The 19,115-nt window shown below is 38.8% G+C and carries 15 protein-coding genes; 6 read left to right on the plus strand and 9 right to left on the minus strand.

Annotated features, from left to right (window positions below; genetic code table 11):
- Positions 1–7: 7 nt before the first annotated feature.
- A complete protein-coding gene (locus tag V7L20_RS22785; RefSeq protein ID WP_334746270.1) occupies positions 8–826 on the minus strand; it encodes an MIP/aquaporin family protein in 819 nt (272 codons plus the stop codon).
- Between V7L20_RS22785 and V7L20_RS22790 the strand changes: the two genes are divergently transcribed.
- Positions 813–962, plus strand: coding sequence for a hypothetical protein (locus V7L20_RS22790; protein ID WP_334746271.1), 150 nt, complete (start codon positions 813–815; stop codon positions 960–962). The two genes, V7L20_RS22785 and V7L20_RS22790, sit on opposite strands and share 14 nt — an antisense overlap.
- Here the strand turns inward: V7L20_RS22790 and V7L20_RS22795 are convergent.
- The 4 genes from V7L20_RS22795 to V7L20_RS22810 all read right to left on the minus strand — a co-directional run bounded on the left by V7L20_RS22795 (position 956) and on the right by V7L20_RS22810 (position 4,818).
- The gene (locus V7L20_RS22795; RefSeq protein WP_334746272.1) at positions 956–2,011 is read right to left on the minus strand and encodes a catalase family protein; all 1,056 of its coding nucleotides are present in this window, start codon (positions 2,009–2,011) and stop codon (positions 956–958) included. The genes V7L20_RS22790 and V7L20_RS22795 overlap by 7 nt on opposite strands.
- A gap of 279 nt (positions 2,012–2,290) precedes the next feature.
- Entirely contained in the window at positions 2,291–2,698 is a 408-nt protein-coding gene (locus tag V7L20_RS22800) for a hypothetical protein (RefSeq protein ID WP_334746273.1), read from the minus strand.
- Between the two features lie 107 nt (positions 2,699–2,805).
- Positions 2,806–4,101: a condensation domain-containing protein gene (locus V7L20_RS22805; RefSeq protein WP_334746274.1), complete on the minus strand. Its 1,296-nt coding sequence runs from the start codon at positions 4,099–4,101 to the stop codon at positions 2,806–2,808.
- Between the two features lie 66 nt (positions 4,102–4,167).
- Complete coding sequence (locus V7L20_RS22810; protein ID WP_334746275.1) at positions 4,168–4,818, minus strand: nitroreductase; 651 nt, start codon at positions 4,816–4,818, stop codon at positions 4,168–4,170.
- 329 nt (positions 4,819–5,147) lie between these two features.
- On the opposite strand from V7L20_RS22810, the gene V7L20_RS22815 reads away from it, so the two are divergent.
- Positions 5,148–5,345 carry a hypothetical protein gene (locus tag V7L20_RS22815; RefSeq protein WP_334746276.1) on the plus strand — a complete coding sequence of 66 codons (198 nt, stop codon included), beginning with the start codon at positions 5,148–5,150 and terminating at the stop codon, positions 5,343–5,345.
- A 58-nt stretch (positions 5,346–5,403) separates the two neighbouring features.
- Here the strand turns inward: V7L20_RS22815 and V7L20_RS22820 are convergent, their stop codons facing one another.
- The 3 genes from V7L20_RS22820 to V7L20_RS22830 all read right to left on the minus strand — a co-directional run bounded on the left by V7L20_RS22820 (position 5,404) and on the right by V7L20_RS22830 (position 7,770).
- A complete protein-coding gene (locus tag V7L20_RS22820; RefSeq protein WP_334746277.1) occupies positions 5,404–6,162 on the minus strand; it encodes a CVNH domain-containing protein in 759 nt (252 codons plus the stop codon).
- 138 nt (positions 6,163–6,300) lie between these two features.
- On the minus strand, positions 6,301–7,239 hold the full coding sequence (locus V7L20_RS22825; RefSeq protein ID WP_334746278.1) for an NAD-dependent epimerase/dehydratase family protein: 939 nt from the start codon (positions 7,237–7,239) through the stop codon (positions 6,301–6,303).
- A 150-nt stretch (positions 7,240–7,389) separates the two neighbouring features.
- Positions 7,390–7,770, minus strand: coding sequence for a nuclear transport factor 2 family protein (locus tag V7L20_RS22830; protein ID WP_334746279.1), 381 nt, complete (start codon positions 7,768–7,770; stop codon positions 7,390–7,392).
- Positions 7,771–8,620: 850 nt separating this feature from the next.
- Here V7L20_RS22830 and V7L20_RS22835 point away from each other — a divergent pair.
- A complete protein-coding gene (locus V7L20_RS22835) occupies positions 8,621–11,353 on the plus strand; it encodes an S-layer family protein (protein ID WP_334746280.1) in 2,733 nt (910 codons plus the stop codon).
- A 221-nt stretch (positions 11,354–11,574) separates the two neighbouring features.
- Positions 11,575–14,226 (plus strand): CHAT domain-containing protein, encoded by a 2,652-nt coding sequence (locus tag V7L20_RS22840; RefSeq protein WP_334746281.1) that lies wholly within the window; start codon positions 11,575–11,577, stop codon positions 14,224–14,226.
- A 94-nt stretch (positions 14,227–14,320) separates the two neighbouring features.
- Here the strand turns inward: V7L20_RS22840 and V7L20_RS22845 are convergent, their stop codons facing one another.
- Complete coding sequence (locus tag V7L20_RS22845) at positions 14,321–15,091, minus strand: DUF928 domain-containing protein (RefSeq protein WP_334746282.1); 771 nt, start codon at positions 15,089–15,091, stop codon at positions 14,321–14,323.
- A 1,250-nt stretch (positions 15,092–16,341) separates the two neighbouring features.
- Between V7L20_RS22845 and V7L20_RS22850 the strand changes: the two genes are divergently transcribed.
- Together V7L20_RS22850 and V7L20_RS22855 are read left to right on the plus strand one after the other, a co-directional pair.
- Positions 16,342–17,853, plus strand: a complete 1,512-nt coding sequence (locus V7L20_RS22850) for a sigma-70 family RNA polymerase sigma factor (RefSeq protein ID WP_334746283.1) — start codon at positions 16,342–16,344, stop codon at positions 17,851–17,853.
- A 23-nt stretch (positions 17,854–17,876) separates the two neighbouring features.
- Positions 17,877–19,115: a DUF1822 family protein gene (locus tag V7L20_RS22855; protein ID WP_334746284.1), complete on the plus strand. Its 1,239-nt coding sequence runs from the start codon at positions 17,877–17,879 to the stop codon at positions 19,113–19,115.

A 19,115-nucleotide genomic window follows, 5' to 3' on the forward strand; every position in this document is an offset into this window, starting at 1 on the left:
CCCAGGCTCATTTGTGCAAGTGGGGGTGATGCTGGAAATGAGGCAGTTTGACATTTTTGAAAATACTAGGGTAATCAAAAGCGTAATAAAGCTTTCCAGTCAGAACATCCCGTTCGCCTAGCGCGATTAGCCGAAATGCCCCCACGGCGATCGCCGCACCCATTGGCGGAGCAATCCCATAAATCCACTGATCATGCCAATTTCCTGTTACCAGTGCCGGAGCGAAACTCCGGGCTGGATTGAGACTTGTTCCCGAAATTGGCGCTTCTTGCCACACCATTCCAGCAATTAACAGCCAGACTACCAAAGGTGTCCAACGCATCAGCCGATGATGACTGATAAAGATAAAAATCGTCAATACCAAGAGAAATGTAATCGTGACTTCTGAGAAAAATACAATCCACAATGGATAATTCAACCCAGGTAGCGTCATGCCGTTACTAACGCTTCTGGCATAATCTCCCCATAAAGTCACCAGCAGTAATACAGCAGCGATCGCTCCGAGAAACTGTCCAATCACAAAGCCAACAAAATCTTTAAGGTGCATTTTGCCATGTATCCAAAATGCGAGTGAGACAGAAGGATTGATGTGAGAGCCACTCAGTTTACCAATCGGAGAAACGGCTACAATCGCTCCACTTCCAGCAAAAATTAGTCCCGTAATCAGTCGCCGAATGCTTGAATCAGGCACAAACTGTTCTATTGGCAAACCGTGTCCAAAGTTAAAGACGATTGCACTCAAGCCGATGAAAATATTAAAAGCAGCTCCGAGGAATTCTGCAAAGTATTCACGCCAATGCCACTGATTCTGAATGCCTGATTTCATAGTTGGTGAGTTTTGTCAAGGGGCTTGTGTTAATGTCGATCAATTAGCTAAAAGAGCAATCGTTAGTGTAGCTATTGCCAGACACCACTTCCGTCAACAATTTTTAGTGGAAGTAGTTGACAAGCAAGATTATTGAGGATCGTCCAAGACTGAACTATATGCTTGCGGTTTTTCCATGCGGTGGTGTATGTTGCTCCGTCGAGCCTTTACTACCTCTTGGTAAACTTTTTTGCGAGCTAAATTAACACTACCCAGGGGTTCGTGTTCTGGGAGGGTATGCCAAGCCATGAACGATAACCCCTCATCCAACCGTTTCCGCTCCTCGAAGTCAAATTTCTGAGCGGGAACTGTGATGGTTGCAAGCTTAATAAACGGTGAGTCTTCCTCCTTCCACTCTTGCATGGGATTTTCAATAGGAGTTTTTTCATCGTCAACGTAAAGCTGCACCAAAAATTCAAAGGTAGCATCGTTGCCCTCTTCTGTGAGGTATTTGACAACTGCCTCACGTAAATAAGTCTCCGAAGTAGGGGTTGCACCCAGAGTATCTGAGGAGTGAGGTTTGACCGAAAATTTGATCGTCTGAGAGCCAAGTTTATAGGGAGTCGTACTCCAATATTGGATCAGCAGCGGATTTGCCACTTGTATGCTCGTAACTGCTTTGAGGATCTCAAAAGTGGGTGCTAGCGATCGCAACTCTTCTTCATTTGCCTGACCGACGCTTGCTTTGGTCAGGTTGGCAAATCCTTGGGCATCGCGGACAAAGAACACCGGATAATTAATCAGCAAAAAGTCTTGGGTTTCCTGCTCATCATCCAGAACTTTTTCACCTTCTACCTGTAAAAGTTTAATAGCAAGCGCCCGAACATCGGGATCAAGGTCTGACGCAAGTTTACCACGCTTTTGGGCGGGGGAAGCATTGGAAAGCCTCATCCAAAGCGGATAGGTTTTGGGCTGGGCAAAGATACCCACTTTCAACGATTCCGGAATATCTTCCTCAACTTTGAACTCTCCCCAAACTAAGGCATGACTTTTAGGATGGTCCTTTCGCAGGTCTGGGCCTTTCTCGGCTTGAACTTTGAGATCGATGTCCACGATGGTATCGGTAGCCGCTTCTTGGATAGCAGTGTCCAAGATGGTATCAGTAGCTCCTTCTTGGGTAGCAGTGGATAGATTAGATTGGCTCATGGTTCTCTTTCTCCTTATTGTGAGTGTTTCAAGACTAAGAAAATGAGGATTATACCAATTCAAAATTCAAGACTTGTACTGAGCTTGTCGAAGTATTCAAAATTCATGCATTAAGAAAATCAAATGATACCTGGGTTTGGGGATTTGTATCTGTTGCTTGATTTTGGAGAATTTTTATTACAGATAGGTTTTTATAAACTCTAACTGCTTATCGATTACTAGTTCGCAGTGCTGTTTCCACCAGTGCTGCAATCTATGGGAACCATGATGGCTACAAACTCATAAGACCTCCTCTGGTTGCTGGATTGTTTTTAATGCCCATCTGCCAATCCAACATCCTAATCCATCTACAATTAATATTAGGATAGCTGTGATTTGGAACAGCAAACCCCAACCTGCAAAGGAAACTTGAGAAACATGATCGGGGCTAATTACGATTAAATGATTGTAAATTGCAAAAAGCAGCGATCCTGCCATTGAAAAGAGCAACAGCCAGCTACCAAGGCGATAGAACTGTGTCCAAAGTAAAACGGCTGCAACGATGGGAGTCAGAAAAATTACAAAAACCACAAACGAACTTTGAAGCAAAGACAGTGCAACAGGGATTTCCACATGCGCTAAACCATGTAATCCGTTGGCAAGCGTATGGATAACTACAATAGTTGTTCCATATTGAGCAATCTTCATCTTTATTCCTCCTGAGTATAAAACTTCAACAGACATCATTTATTGATGGCAGTGGGAGCGTAGACCGCAAATATGCACAATCCTATCTTTGAGATATCTCATAAATATTAGACTGCAACAAAGTTAGATGCGATCGCCTCATTTAATAAATGTATAGCTTCCTCGTGCAGTGTTTTTGTCTGGGATCGCAACATCACCCGTTCTGAACATACGAGCGTGAAGAATATCTGATCTCCCAAAGTTGCCACGCCAACTAAGCGATCGTTTTTGACACCTGTCGTCACAACAGGCCCATATACTGCCTGAAGTTCTAGCTCTCCAAACTGTTGCGCGATCGTCAATCGCGTAAGATTGCTAACGGCTATATCGTAGTCCAACTGGTCTTTAAAGGCTTGTAAAGCATCATCAGGACTGGGATTGGTAAAGAGCCATTCTTGAAGTTGGAAAATCTTCTCAAACAGTTTGTTAGAGGTCATACTTTGCTTGAGCTGCTGTTTAACAGAACGGGCAACTTCCCAGAAATTGGTATCAGAACTTAATAAGTGCAATGTCCGTTCGGCAGTAATACAAAAACTGACATCTTCCTGGTTTGCAGATGTTAAGTAGGGTCTAAGATTAATTGGTGATGAACAGTTGATGTTCTGCGGCTGTTGTGAATGATTTTGCTGGCGGACTGCTAAGAGAAAGGCGGTACAAATCGCAGCATGAACACTCGTTTGCTCTTGCCGACAGCGAACTATGAGTAACCGTGTTGTTTTAGGTGAGAGCGAACCAGAACTGACAAATGAACGGTTATTTTGCTGTGTATGTTGCTCAAGCAAGAAGGAATCGCTCATGAACTTAGGGAGCGGCTTTAACAAAAAAACCCTTTCGGGGTCTTTCCCAATAATCAAGTCCTCTAGTGACGGAGGAACAAATAAAGACTTTCCGAAGGCAGTGGGCGTAGCAATCGCCTGCAAAATATCTCGAATTAAGTAAGTCGCAGAGATTCCATCTGCGATCGAGTGATGACATATCACAATCAATTCTGATAATTCTGCACCATTGCTTGAGTGAACCAAGACGACCCGTACTAACGGAGCTTGCCACCAAACAAAGGGCGTTGCGATTTCTTGCTCAACTTCTCGCTGCCAGTGTTGTTCGGATTGCCGCTGCACAACCCGTAGTGGAATGTCAGCAGGGTGTTCAACAAACCAAGGGTGCTTTGATTCATCTAGAGCAATCCGAACTCGCAAAAGTGGATGCCTTTGCTGTACGAGGTGAAGTGCTTGCTGAAGTTGAGGAACGGTGAATTTTCCTTTGATTTGGGCAGTGAGAGCAAAATGTAAAGAATGAGCTTGATCGTGGAGCCAGAAAATTTGCTCTCCGGCTCCCAGAGGGCGATAGACATCGACAGATTGCATATATTTAATCTCCAATACTATGATTTTTCTGGGCTGCAATCTATGGGAACGATGATAGTTACTAACTCATGTACCCTGAAACGTGACGTTTTTCTCCACCGCCTCACGGCTTATATGCAAATGATTAGCGGGAAAATCAGGATCGGAATAACCAACAGCCAAACCACAAATGATCGATAATTCCGGTGGAATGTTCAACTCGCTGCGGATAATTTCTGGATAAGCTGCTAGTGAAACCTCTACGCAGGTATCAATGCCACGAGCGGTTAGGCTCAACACCAGCGTTTGTAAATACATTCCCACACTCAAGGCATCCGCAACACCCAAATCTTGGTGCATACAGACGATACCAACTACTGGTGCGCCAAAAAATTCGTAATTATGTAGAAGGGCTAACTGTCTATTCTCTTTATCGTCACGAGCAATCCCCATAGCTCCATAGACTTGTGCGCCCAGTTCTTGGCGGTAATGCCAGAAGGCTTCTGGCAGCCCAAAGCTATAGGGTGGCTGCTGCTTGGCTTGGTTTAGCAAAGCCTCTTGCAGACGATCCCGAGGGACACCTTGGGCAAACACCAACCGCCACGGCTGGATATTTGAATTCGACGGCGCAAGCTGCGCTAGAGCGAGAGCTTCATCGAGCAAAGCTCGTGGCACTGGTTGCGATAAGAATTTGCGTGTTGAGTGTCGGTTTTTGATAGCTTGCTCAAGATCAAACATAATTTTATCAACCTTTAGTAGTTAAAGAGAGTTGCAGGAAATGATGATTGAGTAAGGCATAAGCTATACCACATTTAACTTGAACAATTCATTTAACTAATTTATTTACTAGCACTCAGTTTTATTTTTTTAACTTACTTGGTACCATTTAAAGTCTGGCAATCTTGCTGCATGTGTAATTTTTTATAACTTTCAGCATTGATCAAAATGTGGTAATTTCACTACAAATAACCGTTTTTCTTCCAATTATTCTAAACTTTATTTAAAATTAAAAGTACGTAATCCTCAAAGATATACTATACTATCCCTAAATTTAAAAATGTAACTTTATGCAGATAGAGCAGGTAGAAAAAGAGATAGCTACGATTCGTTTGAATAAAGAAGAACTGGTAATTTTAAACAATGTCTTGAATGAGGTATGCAATGGATTAGATCTGAAAGAGTTCTCGATACGAGTGGGTACGCCAAGGGAAAATGTGGAGGAGTTACTTGCCCAAATTGGGAAAATCATTGACGCAATGGAGTAAAGAAGTGATTTAACTCAGCAAGCTCGTTCTCTTTACTAAGTTAAATAAATTTTGCTCTTTATCTTAAATTGTAGAAGTAAGCCTTTCCAGCTAAAGGTACAAACATCGTACCCATGTCACGAACAGATGGATTAATAATGACTATAGTACCTTTATTCCTACTATAACCGCCTATATAATGTGATGGATTTATTACTCCCCAGTAGGCTGCTCTTCCATCTTGTAAAGTTTTGAAATCTCGATTCGCTGCATTATTATTATAATAGCTGAGGATGTCCGCAGCTATTAGTGACATAGTGTCCATTGTTGGGCTGTGGCTTGAACTATTGAATTCATTGGCATGGCTAAAATAAGCATGACCATGACCAATCTTATCAGCTGTTTCTTGGATGATTTTATTCCACTCATAACCTAAATACCCATTGTAGTTTGTAATTTCCTCCAACGAGATATTGTTAGCATAATATTGTCCGTTGATTTTTAAACAATAAGCTGACAGTTTACCATTAAATACTTTTATAGCGGTACAGGTTGAAAAAAAAGAAGTTGCTCCAACCAGAGGATTTTGTATTAGCTTTCCATTTTTATTGTTGATTCCCAGTAATTGAAGCTGACTTGCAATAGGTAAACCATTCACATTTCTACAAACAGCATACAGATAAGTAATATTAGATACAGTATATATCCTTTCATCATGACACGTCCTTTGATAACTACTAGGTCCAGCTTGAGCAGACTCAAAAGCTGTAATCGGGCTGAGTAAACTAATAACTGCACTACTCAGAATACTTGTTAAATTCCAAAACTTAAGTTTCATTTTGTTACTCCTAATTATTCGCAGATACCTGAAAGTTGTTAATTGAAGCATCATTTACCTTCTTTAACTTCAGGTAGTATATTTAACTATTTGATCAACTTAATAGCTTGAACTCACTTGTCATTAGTCGTTTGTGAGTTAGCTTGCACGACCAACGGCGGTGTCAACCATCCATTCCAAAGGTCGTGGCTGAAAATTTAATTCGCGTTTTGCCTTAGCGTTTGATGCGCCTCGCATCTGAGTACCGTAATAGACAGCATCCGCACCACCGATTTGCAAAGCATCTTCAACTGATACTTGAGGAGGAGGTGGAGCATTCAACCACTGGGCATAAGCAGAAAGCCACTGCCGAATTGCTAAGGGTTGATCGTCCGTAATCAAATAAATGCCAGGATTTCCCCGCTCTGCTGCTGCAACCGTAGCGATCGCCGCATCTTCAATATGTAACCACGACCAGACACCTGCGCCATTCCCAACAATCGGAAACTGTTGCTGTCGTACCTGTTGAGCAACATCGCCATCGGGGGCAAACCAAGTACCTGGCCCGTAAAAGAAACCATAACGCAGGACAATTGCTTCTAGGTTAGGTGCTTCGAGTAAGTGACGCTCGATCTCAGTCACAGTGCGTGCATCTGCTGCAACTGCGGGTGAAGCATCAAAAGCTAGTGGTGTTGCTTCATTTGCCAATCCGGTTCCAGGAACTCCCCAGAATGCGATCGACTGTCTCAAGTGACGACGTACGCCTGCTGCTTGCGCTGCTGCCAACACATTAGCACCCCCTTCTTTACGAATACGCTGGTTGAATGGTGCTGACGCACTCATCGACTCGGCAGTGTAGGTTTTCGGTAAAGCAGTGAGTTGTTCAATAACCACTTCCGGCTGAACACGAACGATCGCAGCAATGAGCGCATCGGCATCGAATACATCTGCGATCGCGGGTTCTACCCCTTGTTCAGCTAAAGTCCTGGCTCTTTCTGGAGAACGGGTCAACGCTACCACGTCGTGCCCTTTAGCTAGCAGTTGCGCGATTAGCGGACGGCCGATCGCTCCTGTTGAGCCTGCAACAAAAATCTTCATTTATCAACCTCCTGTTGAAACCTGTAAAATATTTAAAGATCAGACAGGCATAGAATTGCTGGTTGTAACAGTATGAGTTTTTATCCTTAAAATAGCGATCGCCTCCTCACAAACTGAGCGTCACATTTAAATTCAGCCGATTTTTTCGGCTTATACTAAAGCGGCTTTCATTACATCAGTGTCGATATAAACCTTTAGTCGAACAATTTTTTCCTCCTGAATTGTCCAGATATGAGCCAAGTTACAACTAAACTTTTTCCCAGTTTGTTTTGCTACACCACTCGTTTTGCCGATCGCAACTGTTTGATCGCTAGCTTGAATGTAATAAGATATCTCGACTGAAGAATCAATCAACGCAGAAAACTTGGAGAAAAAGACTTTGCTCTCATCAAAGCCACGATAGTGACCACCCCAAGGGAGTTCTTCAGTTTGGTAAAAATCAATGTCAGGGGACATGAGAGAAAAATAACGAGGAATATCTCTTTGATTCAAATAAATATAAGCCTGCTTGACGATTTCTAGAGAATTCATTGGCATCTTTTCCTCTTGGAGTAAGACTATTTAAATGTCATTTTAAGCACTATCAATAAAAAAACTACGTTTTTGTACTGTTTAGATACTAGTTTGATTGAATAGGAAATGCCCATACATTCAGAATCTGTGAAACACAACCTTAAATGTAATTGCGTGAAACTTGTCTTCTATATATTTATGGGTATGAGCGAACCAATATTATGCAGCTAGTGATAAAGAATTTATTTTTGCATCTTAAATGTGATTGCTCGTGTGAAACTTGTCTTCTATATATTTATGGGTATGAGCGAACCAATATTATGCAGCTAGTGATAAAAAATTTATTCCTGCCATGCTGTTACTAGCTTAATACGGTTCAGTTCAGAAATTTATCTGTTGAGGCAGGCTGTTCTTGGGCAGGGGATGCTCCTGAGAGAAAAAAGCTTATCCCAAGAGTATTGCGGCATAGCCGACTGAAAAATTTTAAGAAAGCAAAGCATTGTTTAAGCTTTGTTACAAACTAACTTATAACACTATTAATTTTGACTATTTTGATCTAAATTCTCTTTAATAAAGTTAATCAACTCTGCCGGACATAGAAAGTTAGAGATTTAGCTGCTCTTTATCTAATGCAAACAATAGATGGCGGATAGCGTTGCTGAGTACGGTATGAAAAATAATTAGTTTTGTTTGTGTGATTTAAAAATTATTGAAGAGAGATTGGGTTGCAGTGTCTCTTTGATGAGCAATGCCAAATAGATAAATAAATTGAATAAAAATCATGTCTAGGGCAATGAGAAATCTAAACTTGTTAAAATGGTTAAACATTGCCGTTACCAGCACAGTAATATGCACTGGGAATTTTGCGATGTCTAAAACGGGCTGCGCCTACGCTCAAATCACTCCAGATACTACTCTATCCAATAATTCTAATATTCAAAAAATTGGTAACATTATAAAAATTGAAGGTGGAACCACTGCTGGAAGCAATTTATTTCACAGCTTTAGCGAGTTTTCTCTTCCTACTGAGAATACAGCTTATTTTAACAATAGTCTAAACATTCAAAACATTATTAGTCGAATTACAGGTAAATCTATATCTAATATTGATGGGTTAATTCGTGCTAATGGTACAGCCAACTTGTTCTTACTTAATCCTAATGGGATTATATTTGGTCAAAATGCGCGGTTAGACATTGGCGGTTCGTTTGTTGCTAGCACTGCAAGTACTTTGAAATTTGCCAATGGTTTTGAGTTTAGTGCTACAAATCCTCAGTCTGCACCTTTATTAAGTATCAATGTATCAATAGGTTTGCAATACGGGACAAATCCAGGAGCAATTCAGGTTAAGGGCGATGCTCAAACACAATTGATAGATAATACATTTGGGCTGCGCGTACGATCAAATCAAACTTTAGCGCTAGTAGGTGGTGATGTCAGCTTAGAAGGAGCGACGCTGAAAACTACTGGAGGACGGATAGAACTGGGCAGTGTTGCAGGAGAAGGGTTAGTCAGTCTCACCTTTGACAATAAAAGTTTTCTCTTAGGTTATGATGCTGTGCCAAACTTGGGGAACATTCAACTGTCTCAGCAGGCAACAGTTGATGCTAGTGGTGCGGAGGGTGGCAATATACAAGTGCAAGGCAAGCGTATCACTCTTACCGATGGTTCCCAGATAGAGACAAATACTCTGGGAGTGGGGCAAGGTGGAAGTTTAGTAGTTCATGCTACTGATGTGTTAGAGGTAATTGGTACTTCCAACGATGGTCAGTATTTGAGCAATTTGTCAGTTCAAACCCAAGGTACAGGAAATGCTGGAGAGTTGCGGATTGATACCAAAAAATTGCTGATTCAAGATGGGGCATTTGTTGACGCTAGCACTTTGGGAGCAGGCAAGGGGGGAAATTTGTTCGTGACTGCCGACTCTGTGCAAGTGATTGGTACTTCCAACGATGGTCAATATTCGAGCGATTTGTCTGCTGAAGCTTACGATATAGGAAATGCCGGAGAGTTGCGGATTGATACCCAAAAATTACTGATTCAAGATGGGGCATTTGTTAACGGTGGCACTACAGGAGCGGGAAAGGGTGGGAATTTGTTTATCACTGCCGACTCTGTACAAGTGATTGGTCGCTCCAACGATGGTCAGTATGGGAGCAATTTGTCAGTTCAAACTCTAAGTACAGGAAATGCTGGAGAGTTGCGAATTGATACTAAAAATTTATTAGTTCAAGATGGGGCATTTGTTAGCGCTGGAACTTTTGGAGCGGGCAACGGTGGGAATTTATTTGTCACTGCCGACTCTGTGCAAGTGATTGGTGGTTCCAAGGATAATCTGTATGTAAGCGATTTGTCAAATCAAGCTGAAAGTACAGGAAATGCTGGAGAGTTGCGGATTGATACCCAAAAATTGCTGATTCAAGATGGGGCACAGGTTAGCGCTGCCACTGCTGGAGAGGGTAAGGGTGGGAATTTGTTTGTCACTGCTGACTTTGTGCAAGTGATTGGTAGCTCTAACGATGGTCTGTATCCAAGCAATTTGACAGTTCAAGCTAACGATATAGGAAATGCTGGAGAGTTGCGGATTGATACCCAAAAATTGCTGATTCAAGATGGGGCACTTGTTAGCGCTGGCACTAGAGGCGCGGGTAATGGTGGGAATTTATTTGTCACTGCCGACTCTGTGCAAGTGATTGGTACCACCAACGATGGTCAGTATCCAAGCAATTTGTCAGTTCAAGCTAAAGGTACAGGAACTGCTGGCTCATTGTTTGTAGAAGCTAACTCTATCAGTCTAGACAACAATGCAGAAATCACTGCTGACACTACAGGAGGCGGTGGCAATATTTTCCTACGTACACCCTTGTTATTGTTACGCGATCGCAGTTCTATCACTACCAATGCTACTGGTGAAAATATTCCCGGAGGTAATATTACTATCGATGCACCAGATGGTTTCATCATTGCTGTTCCTCAAGAGAATAGTGATATCAGCGCTAATTCTAGAGATTTTCGTGGTGGTCGAGTGGCAATTAACGCTCAAAGCATTTTTGGGATGCAGTATCGCAGCAATGCACAAACTCCACAAAGTGATATCACTGCTACGGGAGCAAGTCCACAGTTCAATGGAAGAGTGCAAATTAATACACCAGATGTAGATCCCAGTTCAGGATTAGTACAATTACCTGCCGATTTTGTAGATCGGTCTGGTTTGATTGCTCAAGGTTGTCCTGCAAATAAAGGCAATTCATTTACCATCACAGGACGTGGCGGTTTGCCACCTTTACCAACCCAAGCGCTTCGTGCTAATCAAACTGCAACTGTTGATTGGGTAACATTAAATCCTCAAGAACAAAAAAGTACAAATGTAAGGGAGAATTCATACATTAGGAGGAGTAAAAGCCCTAAATTAGAATTTCCGCAAATTAGTTCAACTATTGTGGAAGCTACTGGTTGGGTAATTAACAATTCTGGTGAAGTGGAGTTAAGAGCTTTTGCACCTGTACTTACTTATACCAATACTTTTAATTCTGCGATCGCCTCGGGCGGGGTTTTGCCCATTGCAGCTTGCCCATCCCAAGCCGCCGCTATGCAAAAATAATGCAAGTTGCTTTTCCTTAGATTCAAGTTGAGAGAAGCTAGAGACTGAGAAATTGCTTATATAAAGTTGCCGTTAGTCAAAATTAGTACGAGGGAAAGTCAGTGATAAAAAAAAGATTTCGATTTTTCCTTGTAGTACAGTGCTTTATAAAAAGTATTATCCTGACTTGCCAAAGTCGCTTTTATTCTAAAAAGTGGTTAAGAAGAATTACAATAGCTATTTTGGCTGCGTTGTTAAGCGTTTGGGGATTTTCAGTTCCTGCTTTTTCTCAATTTACTCAGATTCAACCAAATGCTCAACTGTTGGTTGAACAAGGTCGAAAACTCTACGAAACTGGAGAGTTATCTCAAGCAGTAATAGTTTTGCAACAAGCAACAGATGCTTTTAATCTGCAAAAAGACAAATTAGGAAAAGCGATCGCATTAAGCAATCTTTCATTAATATTTAAGCAACTTGGACAGTGGAAAAAAGCAGAAGCTGCAATTACGCAAAGCCTCAATCTCTTAAAAAACTCACACCTCAAAACTGAAAATTTAGGATTAATCCTGGCACAAACCCTAGATATTCAAGGAAATTTGCAATTAGAACTAGGCAAAACTGAACAAGCTTTAGACTCATGGAAACAATCTGCTAATATTTATGCTCAAACAGGTGATGAAGTTGGCATAACCCGCAGTTTGATTAACCAAAGCATGGCACAGCAAGCCTTAGGGCTTTACCGTCAAGCTCGCACCACCTTAGAAGAGTTGCAACCCCGCCTGGAACAGCAACCAGATTCGCTTGTTAAAGCTACCGCTTTACGTAGCTTGGGTGATGTTCTGCAATTGGTTGGTGATTTAGAACTATCCTTCAAAGTTTTACAGCAAAGCCAAGACATCGCAAAAAAATTACAATCTCCTTCAGAAATTAGTGCTACTGTACTGAGTTTAGGTAATACTGCCGTAGCTTTAGGTAATAGACAATTATCGCCTCAAAATGGTACGGATTTTGAAAACTATACTCCGTTGCATTGTATTAACAGACCTGTCTCTCCAGAATCCGTCAAATTTTATCAACAAGCAGCGCAATTTTACAAAGAAGCTGTCACCACAGCAACCTCACCCCTTTTGCAAATCCAAGCTCAACTCAATAATTTAAGTCTATTGTTGAACTTTCAGCAATGGTCACAAGCCAAAAAACTATCTTCCCAAATTCAGCTAAAGCTGACCAAAATACCCCCAAGCCAGACAACAAATTATGCACAAATTCATTTTGCTCAGAACTTAGTATGCTTGAAACAAGCTACTAATGCAGAGACTCCTTCATGGAAAGAAATTGCTGAAATTTTAGCAACATCTGTACAGCAAGCTCAAAGCATAGACGATGAACGTTCAGTTGCTTATGCTTTAGGTGCATTGGGTGGATTATATCTAGAAAATCAAGACTTATTTAATGCTCAAAAATTAACCGAACAAGCTTTAATTCTAGCCCAAGCAATAAAAGCTGGGGATATAGCTTATTTGTGGCAATGGCAACTAGGATACATACTGAAAAGAAAAGGAAATATGGCTGGAGCGATCGCTTCTTACACTGAAGCAGTAAATACTCTCAAATATCTCCGCAATGACTTAATTGCTCTCAATTCAGATATCCAGTTTTCCTTTCGGGATAATATAGAACCCGTTTACCGACAATTAATTGATTTACTTTTGCAATATTCATCTCCAGTAAGTACAAAAAAAAGTATTAGTCAAAAAAATTTAAAGCAAGCTCGTGATATACTTGAAACACTGCAACTAGCTGAATTAGAAAACTTCTTTCGAGAAGCTTGTTTAAAAGCCGCACCCGAACAAATTGATCAGATCGTTGACAAAACAGATACCACAGCAGCAGTAATTTATCCCATTATTTTGGCAGACTGTTTAGATATTATTCTTAAGTTACCGAATCAAGCTGAATTATCTCATTATACAATTAGTAAAAAAGCAATAGAAGTTGAAAGTATTTTAGAAAAATTACAACAATATCTAAGGCAACCAGACCGGATAAACGATGTTAATCAGTTATCTCAACAAATTTATAGTTGGCTAATTCAACCTTTAGAATCTGAATTAAAAAAAAGGAGTATCAAAACGCTAGTATTTGTACTAGATGGAGAATTACGAAATATTCCAATGGCGGTTTTATATGATAATAAACATCAACAATATTTAATTCAAAAATATGCTATATCCTTAGCTCCGGGGTTACAATTAATTGAACCAAAGTCTTTACAAAAAGCCCAATTAAATGGATTAATTGCCGGAGTAAGTGAGCAACGTAAAATTGAAGGACATTCATTTACTCCACTCACAAACGTAAAATTAGAATTACAACAAATTCGGTCAGTTATACCGAAAAATTCTGAACTAATCAATCAGACATTTACCAAAGTAAATTTACAAAATCAAATTAAAAAAGCACCATATACAGTAGTTCATATAGCAACTCATGGTGAGTTCAGTTCTAATCCAGATAAGACATTTATTTTAACTTGGGAGCAGCTTTTAAAAGCCAAGGATTTTGATAATTTAATTAGACTCAGCGAACAAAGAGAATCTAAGGCTATTGAATTACTTGTTCTAAGTGCTTGTGAAACTGCTCAAGGAGACAACCGAGCTACTTTAGGGCTTGCTGGCATAGCAATACGTGCAGGTGCTCGTAGTACACTGGCAACTTTGTGGGCGGTAGACGATGAGTCTACTGCTGAATTTATGAATCAGTTTTATCAAGAATTAGAAAATAGCAAAGTAACTAAAGCTGAAGCTCTCCGTCGCGCTCAACTTAAACTGTTGACTGACTACAAAATTCCCTATTTGTGGGCACCATATATTTTGATTGGAAATTGGCTTTAAAAAGATAAAAGGAACAATTATTAAACTTATTACCAAATTTATTTTAGATTTCAAAGAAAGGCATAATTTTCTATATTTTATATTTTAACTTATTTTACTGTTTAATTTTGACTTCTCCTGCAAGAGGTTTTTGAACTAAATTCTCTAAGTCAACATTTTGCAGTAGTTTAGCCCATTCATTATCTAAAGTGGCATTTTTGGGTTCAGCAAGGCGCAGTTTTGCTAATTCTGTCAGGGCTGAATACCAAATACCATATTGAGTGTATAGTTGAATGCGAACGCCTTCTGTAGTAGCTGTTTTTAACTGCCTTTCCAAGTTAGATGTTAAAGCTGTACGTTCCACCCATCCGCGTACAAACACTGGGTCTAATTGTTGTTGATTACAATAAAGTTTAAAGTACCATTGATATGTTTTATTAACTTCTAGTGATACATCTGATGGTAAACTAAAGCTAACAATACCTGGTATCTCTGGTAAGGTAAAAGAAGCTCGGTAAATATCATTATTTGCTTCATCTTGCAAGACGAACTCCCCGCTAGGTACATCATTAGGTTGATAAGGTACAAACACCCAAAAGGTGGTATTGTTTTCAACAACTAAACCCACTTTTTTCTCAGGTATTAAGGCTATAAGCGGTACTTCCACAGATGGACAATTACCACGGCTTCCTGCTCCTCCTCGTTGAGAAGGCCTACCTCTACTTGATCCATCTTGAGGTGGTTGATTACCACTGCTAGTTGACTGTTGAGACTTTGCTATCAATGCTAAAGGATAGCTAGTACAGCTAATCAGTGCTAAAAGTAGAATGATAATAAATTGACTTTCAGAAAGACAAAAGATTTTCTGTATATTTTTCAGTTTCATAGTCAGATATAAATACTCAATATTTTAGAATTATTGACATAAAATTTTCATAAATGCAAGTTCTCTCAACAAGGATAAAGAGCGATGATGCTTCCAAAGTCTGCATTTTAGTCCTTTTTATCATTATTCGTTGGTCATTAGTTAGTAGTCATTCTCCTGAGAAAAAACTTAAAACTGAAGGTTAGAGGATGTTTCAAAAGTTCCTAATGATGTATAAAATATTTTTTTACCCCTCCTTAACCCTTCCTGTATGTATTGGGGAGCCACTGCGTTGGGCGAGCAATGTTCGACTTGAAGCAAGTGACGTGAGGGAACCGGATTTTTCTTGTTTCCCCTTTATAAGGGGGGGACTAAGGAGGGTAACAACGCAATTAAAATCATAGTTAACCACTTTTCAAACAACCTCTTAGGCTGGTTTATTAACTTTCTATATTGTTAATGGGGATAAGAAGAATTTAATTATGTGGTGATGAAACTACATTAGCTAATACCTTGATTTTTTTAAATAATTGTAAATTGAGAGCTAGTAAGGTATTTAGCTTTTCTTGTTTATCAATGTTAGTGGCAGTACAATAGACCACTACAATAATAAATTCCCGCCTTTTTTAAAAAAGTCAGGAATCTGCACGTATTAACTTTTTTAACTGTGATTAAAACTCAATATTTGAGTAATGAATTCTGTTTTTTGTGATTTTATTTACAGCCTTCCTTGTCTATTTCGTCCATACGTAAATTTTAATAAATAAAGTATTTTTTTATACGTTTTTCATCACAAGCACATCTAAATTTTGAAGATTAATGAGCAAGGTAAAATTTACAAAGACTTGATTATAGAATACTTTGAGAAAATTAAGTTTTTTCTATCTAAGAATGATAATCGTTATGAGAGGGAGTTTGTGACATTTATACAGGTCAGTAACTGCGATTGCCTTCACCTATTCTGCCTGATAGTGACTACTTTGACAGAAAACTGGGACGCTCAGATTTTAAATCATATGGATAAATTTATGCGATTTTTTAATGAAAAGTGCATAAACCGATCTACATGACACCCATTTCAAGAATAGAGGGATAATAAACAAAGTTAAACTTCTGCTCAAACAGTTGATTATAACTGTTTGACTCCAGTCTGGGATTGATTTTAACATATCGATATCACTCTAAAGATAAAAAACAACATACCTTAAAGATTAATTTAAGATATGATTCAAAATCTGTTTAACTAATTTATGTAAAATACGGAAAAAATTATGAAACAACGTGAAGATATTATACGACAGTTTTCAACTTTTCTCAGCTTGAATAATGATTATAAAATTTCCAATTTTATATGGCAAACTGATGTAGAGCTAGAACGTCATATAAGTTATTTAGTCCAGTTAGAACCAGATGCTAAAAAAGAATATTGGGCGCGTTATTTTTTAAAATTTATCAAAGATATATTACATGAAAATTTATTTATAATTAGTTCAGAAAGTGATGATAAACAAAAAAATTATGTTTATGCATCATCCTTAGAAAAGTCTTCAAAGTCTTCTTCAAGAGCAGAGAGGCATTTGTGTGCATACTTGCAGGAAGCTTGTCTTTGGGCAGCTAGAAAAAGCTTTCAAAGATTTAAATCTATCCAGCATAAATATCCGTTAGAGGAATACTTTCAAATCGCTAACTCAGCTATATATCCTCCAGCAAAACTTCTCAAAAATTTTAATTTTGACTATGTTCAAACTAACATAGAAGGTTATGCTAAAACGGCTCTTATTCGTTTTATTAGTAATATTATTTATCAGAAAGACTTGGAAGGTAAAAGAGAAAAGTTTTCTGATTATGGTCTTTTAAAAGATTTGACAAAAAAAGAGATGCAGGAAGCTCTAACTATAAGAGGAATAAATCAGAATTGCGTTAAATTATACTGTTTAGCTTGGCAATGTCTAGATGAAATTTATCAACCGAACCAAAAGCAAGGAAATCGTAGTTTAGAAACACCTAGCACTGAATATTTTCAGCAAATTGCATTATTATATAATGAACGGTGCAATCAATTAGGATTTCTGGAAGTACCAGTTTCAAAGGATAGAATTAAAGAAATATTAGAAATTTGTATTCAAGCAGCTCGTGATTACAGAACAAAGTATTTTTTGCCTTTAGAAGACTACGATAACTTAACTGATAGCCAGCATACTGTCTTGGATAATCTTGCTGAAGAAGAAGAATTGCAGCAAGTAAATACACTTGTTTCAAGTGTATTTTCAGCTCTACCAGAAACTGGTCAAATAATGTTAATACTCTGGCTGGGATTAAACTTAACTCAAACAGAGATGGTAGGAGTTTTGAAAAATAAATATCCTGAACTACAGAAACAATATCAAGTAGCTCGACAGTTAGCAAAATATAATACGATACTATTAAAAGAGTTGATTAACGAATCTCAAAAGATTTATCCCGAAATCAATTTGAATAAAGATAAAGATATTGAAACAATCAAAATATCATTGGATGAATGCTTACAATTACACTGTCAACACTTATGCAAATATGTTTTAGAGCAAATTACTCAACAATGGCAAGTCAAAGCTAAAATAAGTGCTTTACGACTGAGATTAACAAAGCAAAGTAAAATAGATGATTTTGAACATTATACGTTAAAAGAAGCTTTTATCTCTCAAATGGAAATAGATATGGCTTTACCTACGAATTCTTTAGCAGTAGTCAGTAATAAGTTAACTGATTTTGTAAATGAATGGCTAAAAGATAATTTGATTTAATTGAAGAGCAGGAATTAATAATTATGACAATTAATTTAAACGATTTGACTTTAATCTATCCCGAACAATTATGCTTATATATATCAACCCAAGAGCGACAATTTGCATGGCATCAAACTATGCAAGAGTCTTACTCTAACACAGTTGCTCGCTGGAATGCCTATTTAAATCATTTATCTTTAAATACTTTTTTAACTTGGTTACAAGAAGATCCTGATTTACAAGTAATACCTAAGTTAGGTTTTCAAAAAACTGATTTTCAGAGTATCTGGGAAGTAGTAAATGGCTCTGTATTAACTGTAGGTGAGACTCGATTAGTATTAATCCCTAGCGATAAAAGTTACCTTTCAGAGTTTCGGATTCCTCAAGAATGGATTGATATTCCTAGTTGGGCAGCCCATTATTATCTAGCAGTACAGTTAAATGTAGAAGAATGCTGGTTACGAGTATGCGGTTATGCCAACTATCAGCAAATCTGCGAACAAGCTACTTATGATGTAATGGATCGAACTTATTGTTTAGATGTAGAAGATTTAATTGCAGATTTGAATGTGATGTGGGTGGCGCAAGAACTTTGTCCTCCCAAGATACCAGAGGCTAAATCTTTACCTACTTTGTCAAAAGCCCAAGTAGAGGAATTACTAGAACAATTAAATAAATGGACTTTTTCTTTCCCTAGACTCAATGTCTCCTTTGAGAAATGGGGAGCATTGCTGGCGGTGGATGAATTTCGGCAACATCTTAATCAGCGACGGTTAGAAAAGCAAAATAATTTAGTTGAAGTTAGCTACTCAGTAGTTAGCAACTTGAGCTTATGGTTTCAAAATATCTTTAGTGCGGGTTGGCAAAATTTGGATACTTTGTTAACACCACAACAAAAAACTTTAGCAGCTCAATTCAGAAGTAATTTTGAGTTGAGTGAGGGATATATCAAACGAGCTAAATTAATTGATTTAGGGATGCAACTGGGAGGGAGTGCAGTTGTATTATTAATTGGTCTGAAAACAGAGATCGATGGTAAAATCGGTCTGCGCGTGCAATTGCATCCAGCAAATGCAGAAACTTACTTAATACCTAATCTTAGAGTAATTCTGCTTTCACAAACAGGAACAATTCTTCAGGAGGTTACTTCTAGAAGCCACGATCATTATATTCAACTCAAAAAATTTAAATCTTCTCCTGGAATTCGCTTTAGTATACAAGTTGCTCTCGAAGATGTCAGTATAAAGGAAGATTTTGTACTGGAAGCGCTTGACGATTGA

The organism is Nostoc sp. (assembly GCF_036916735.1).
Classification (GTDB): Bacteria; Cyanobacteriota; Cyanobacteriia; order Cyanobacteriales; family Nostocaceae; genus Nostoc.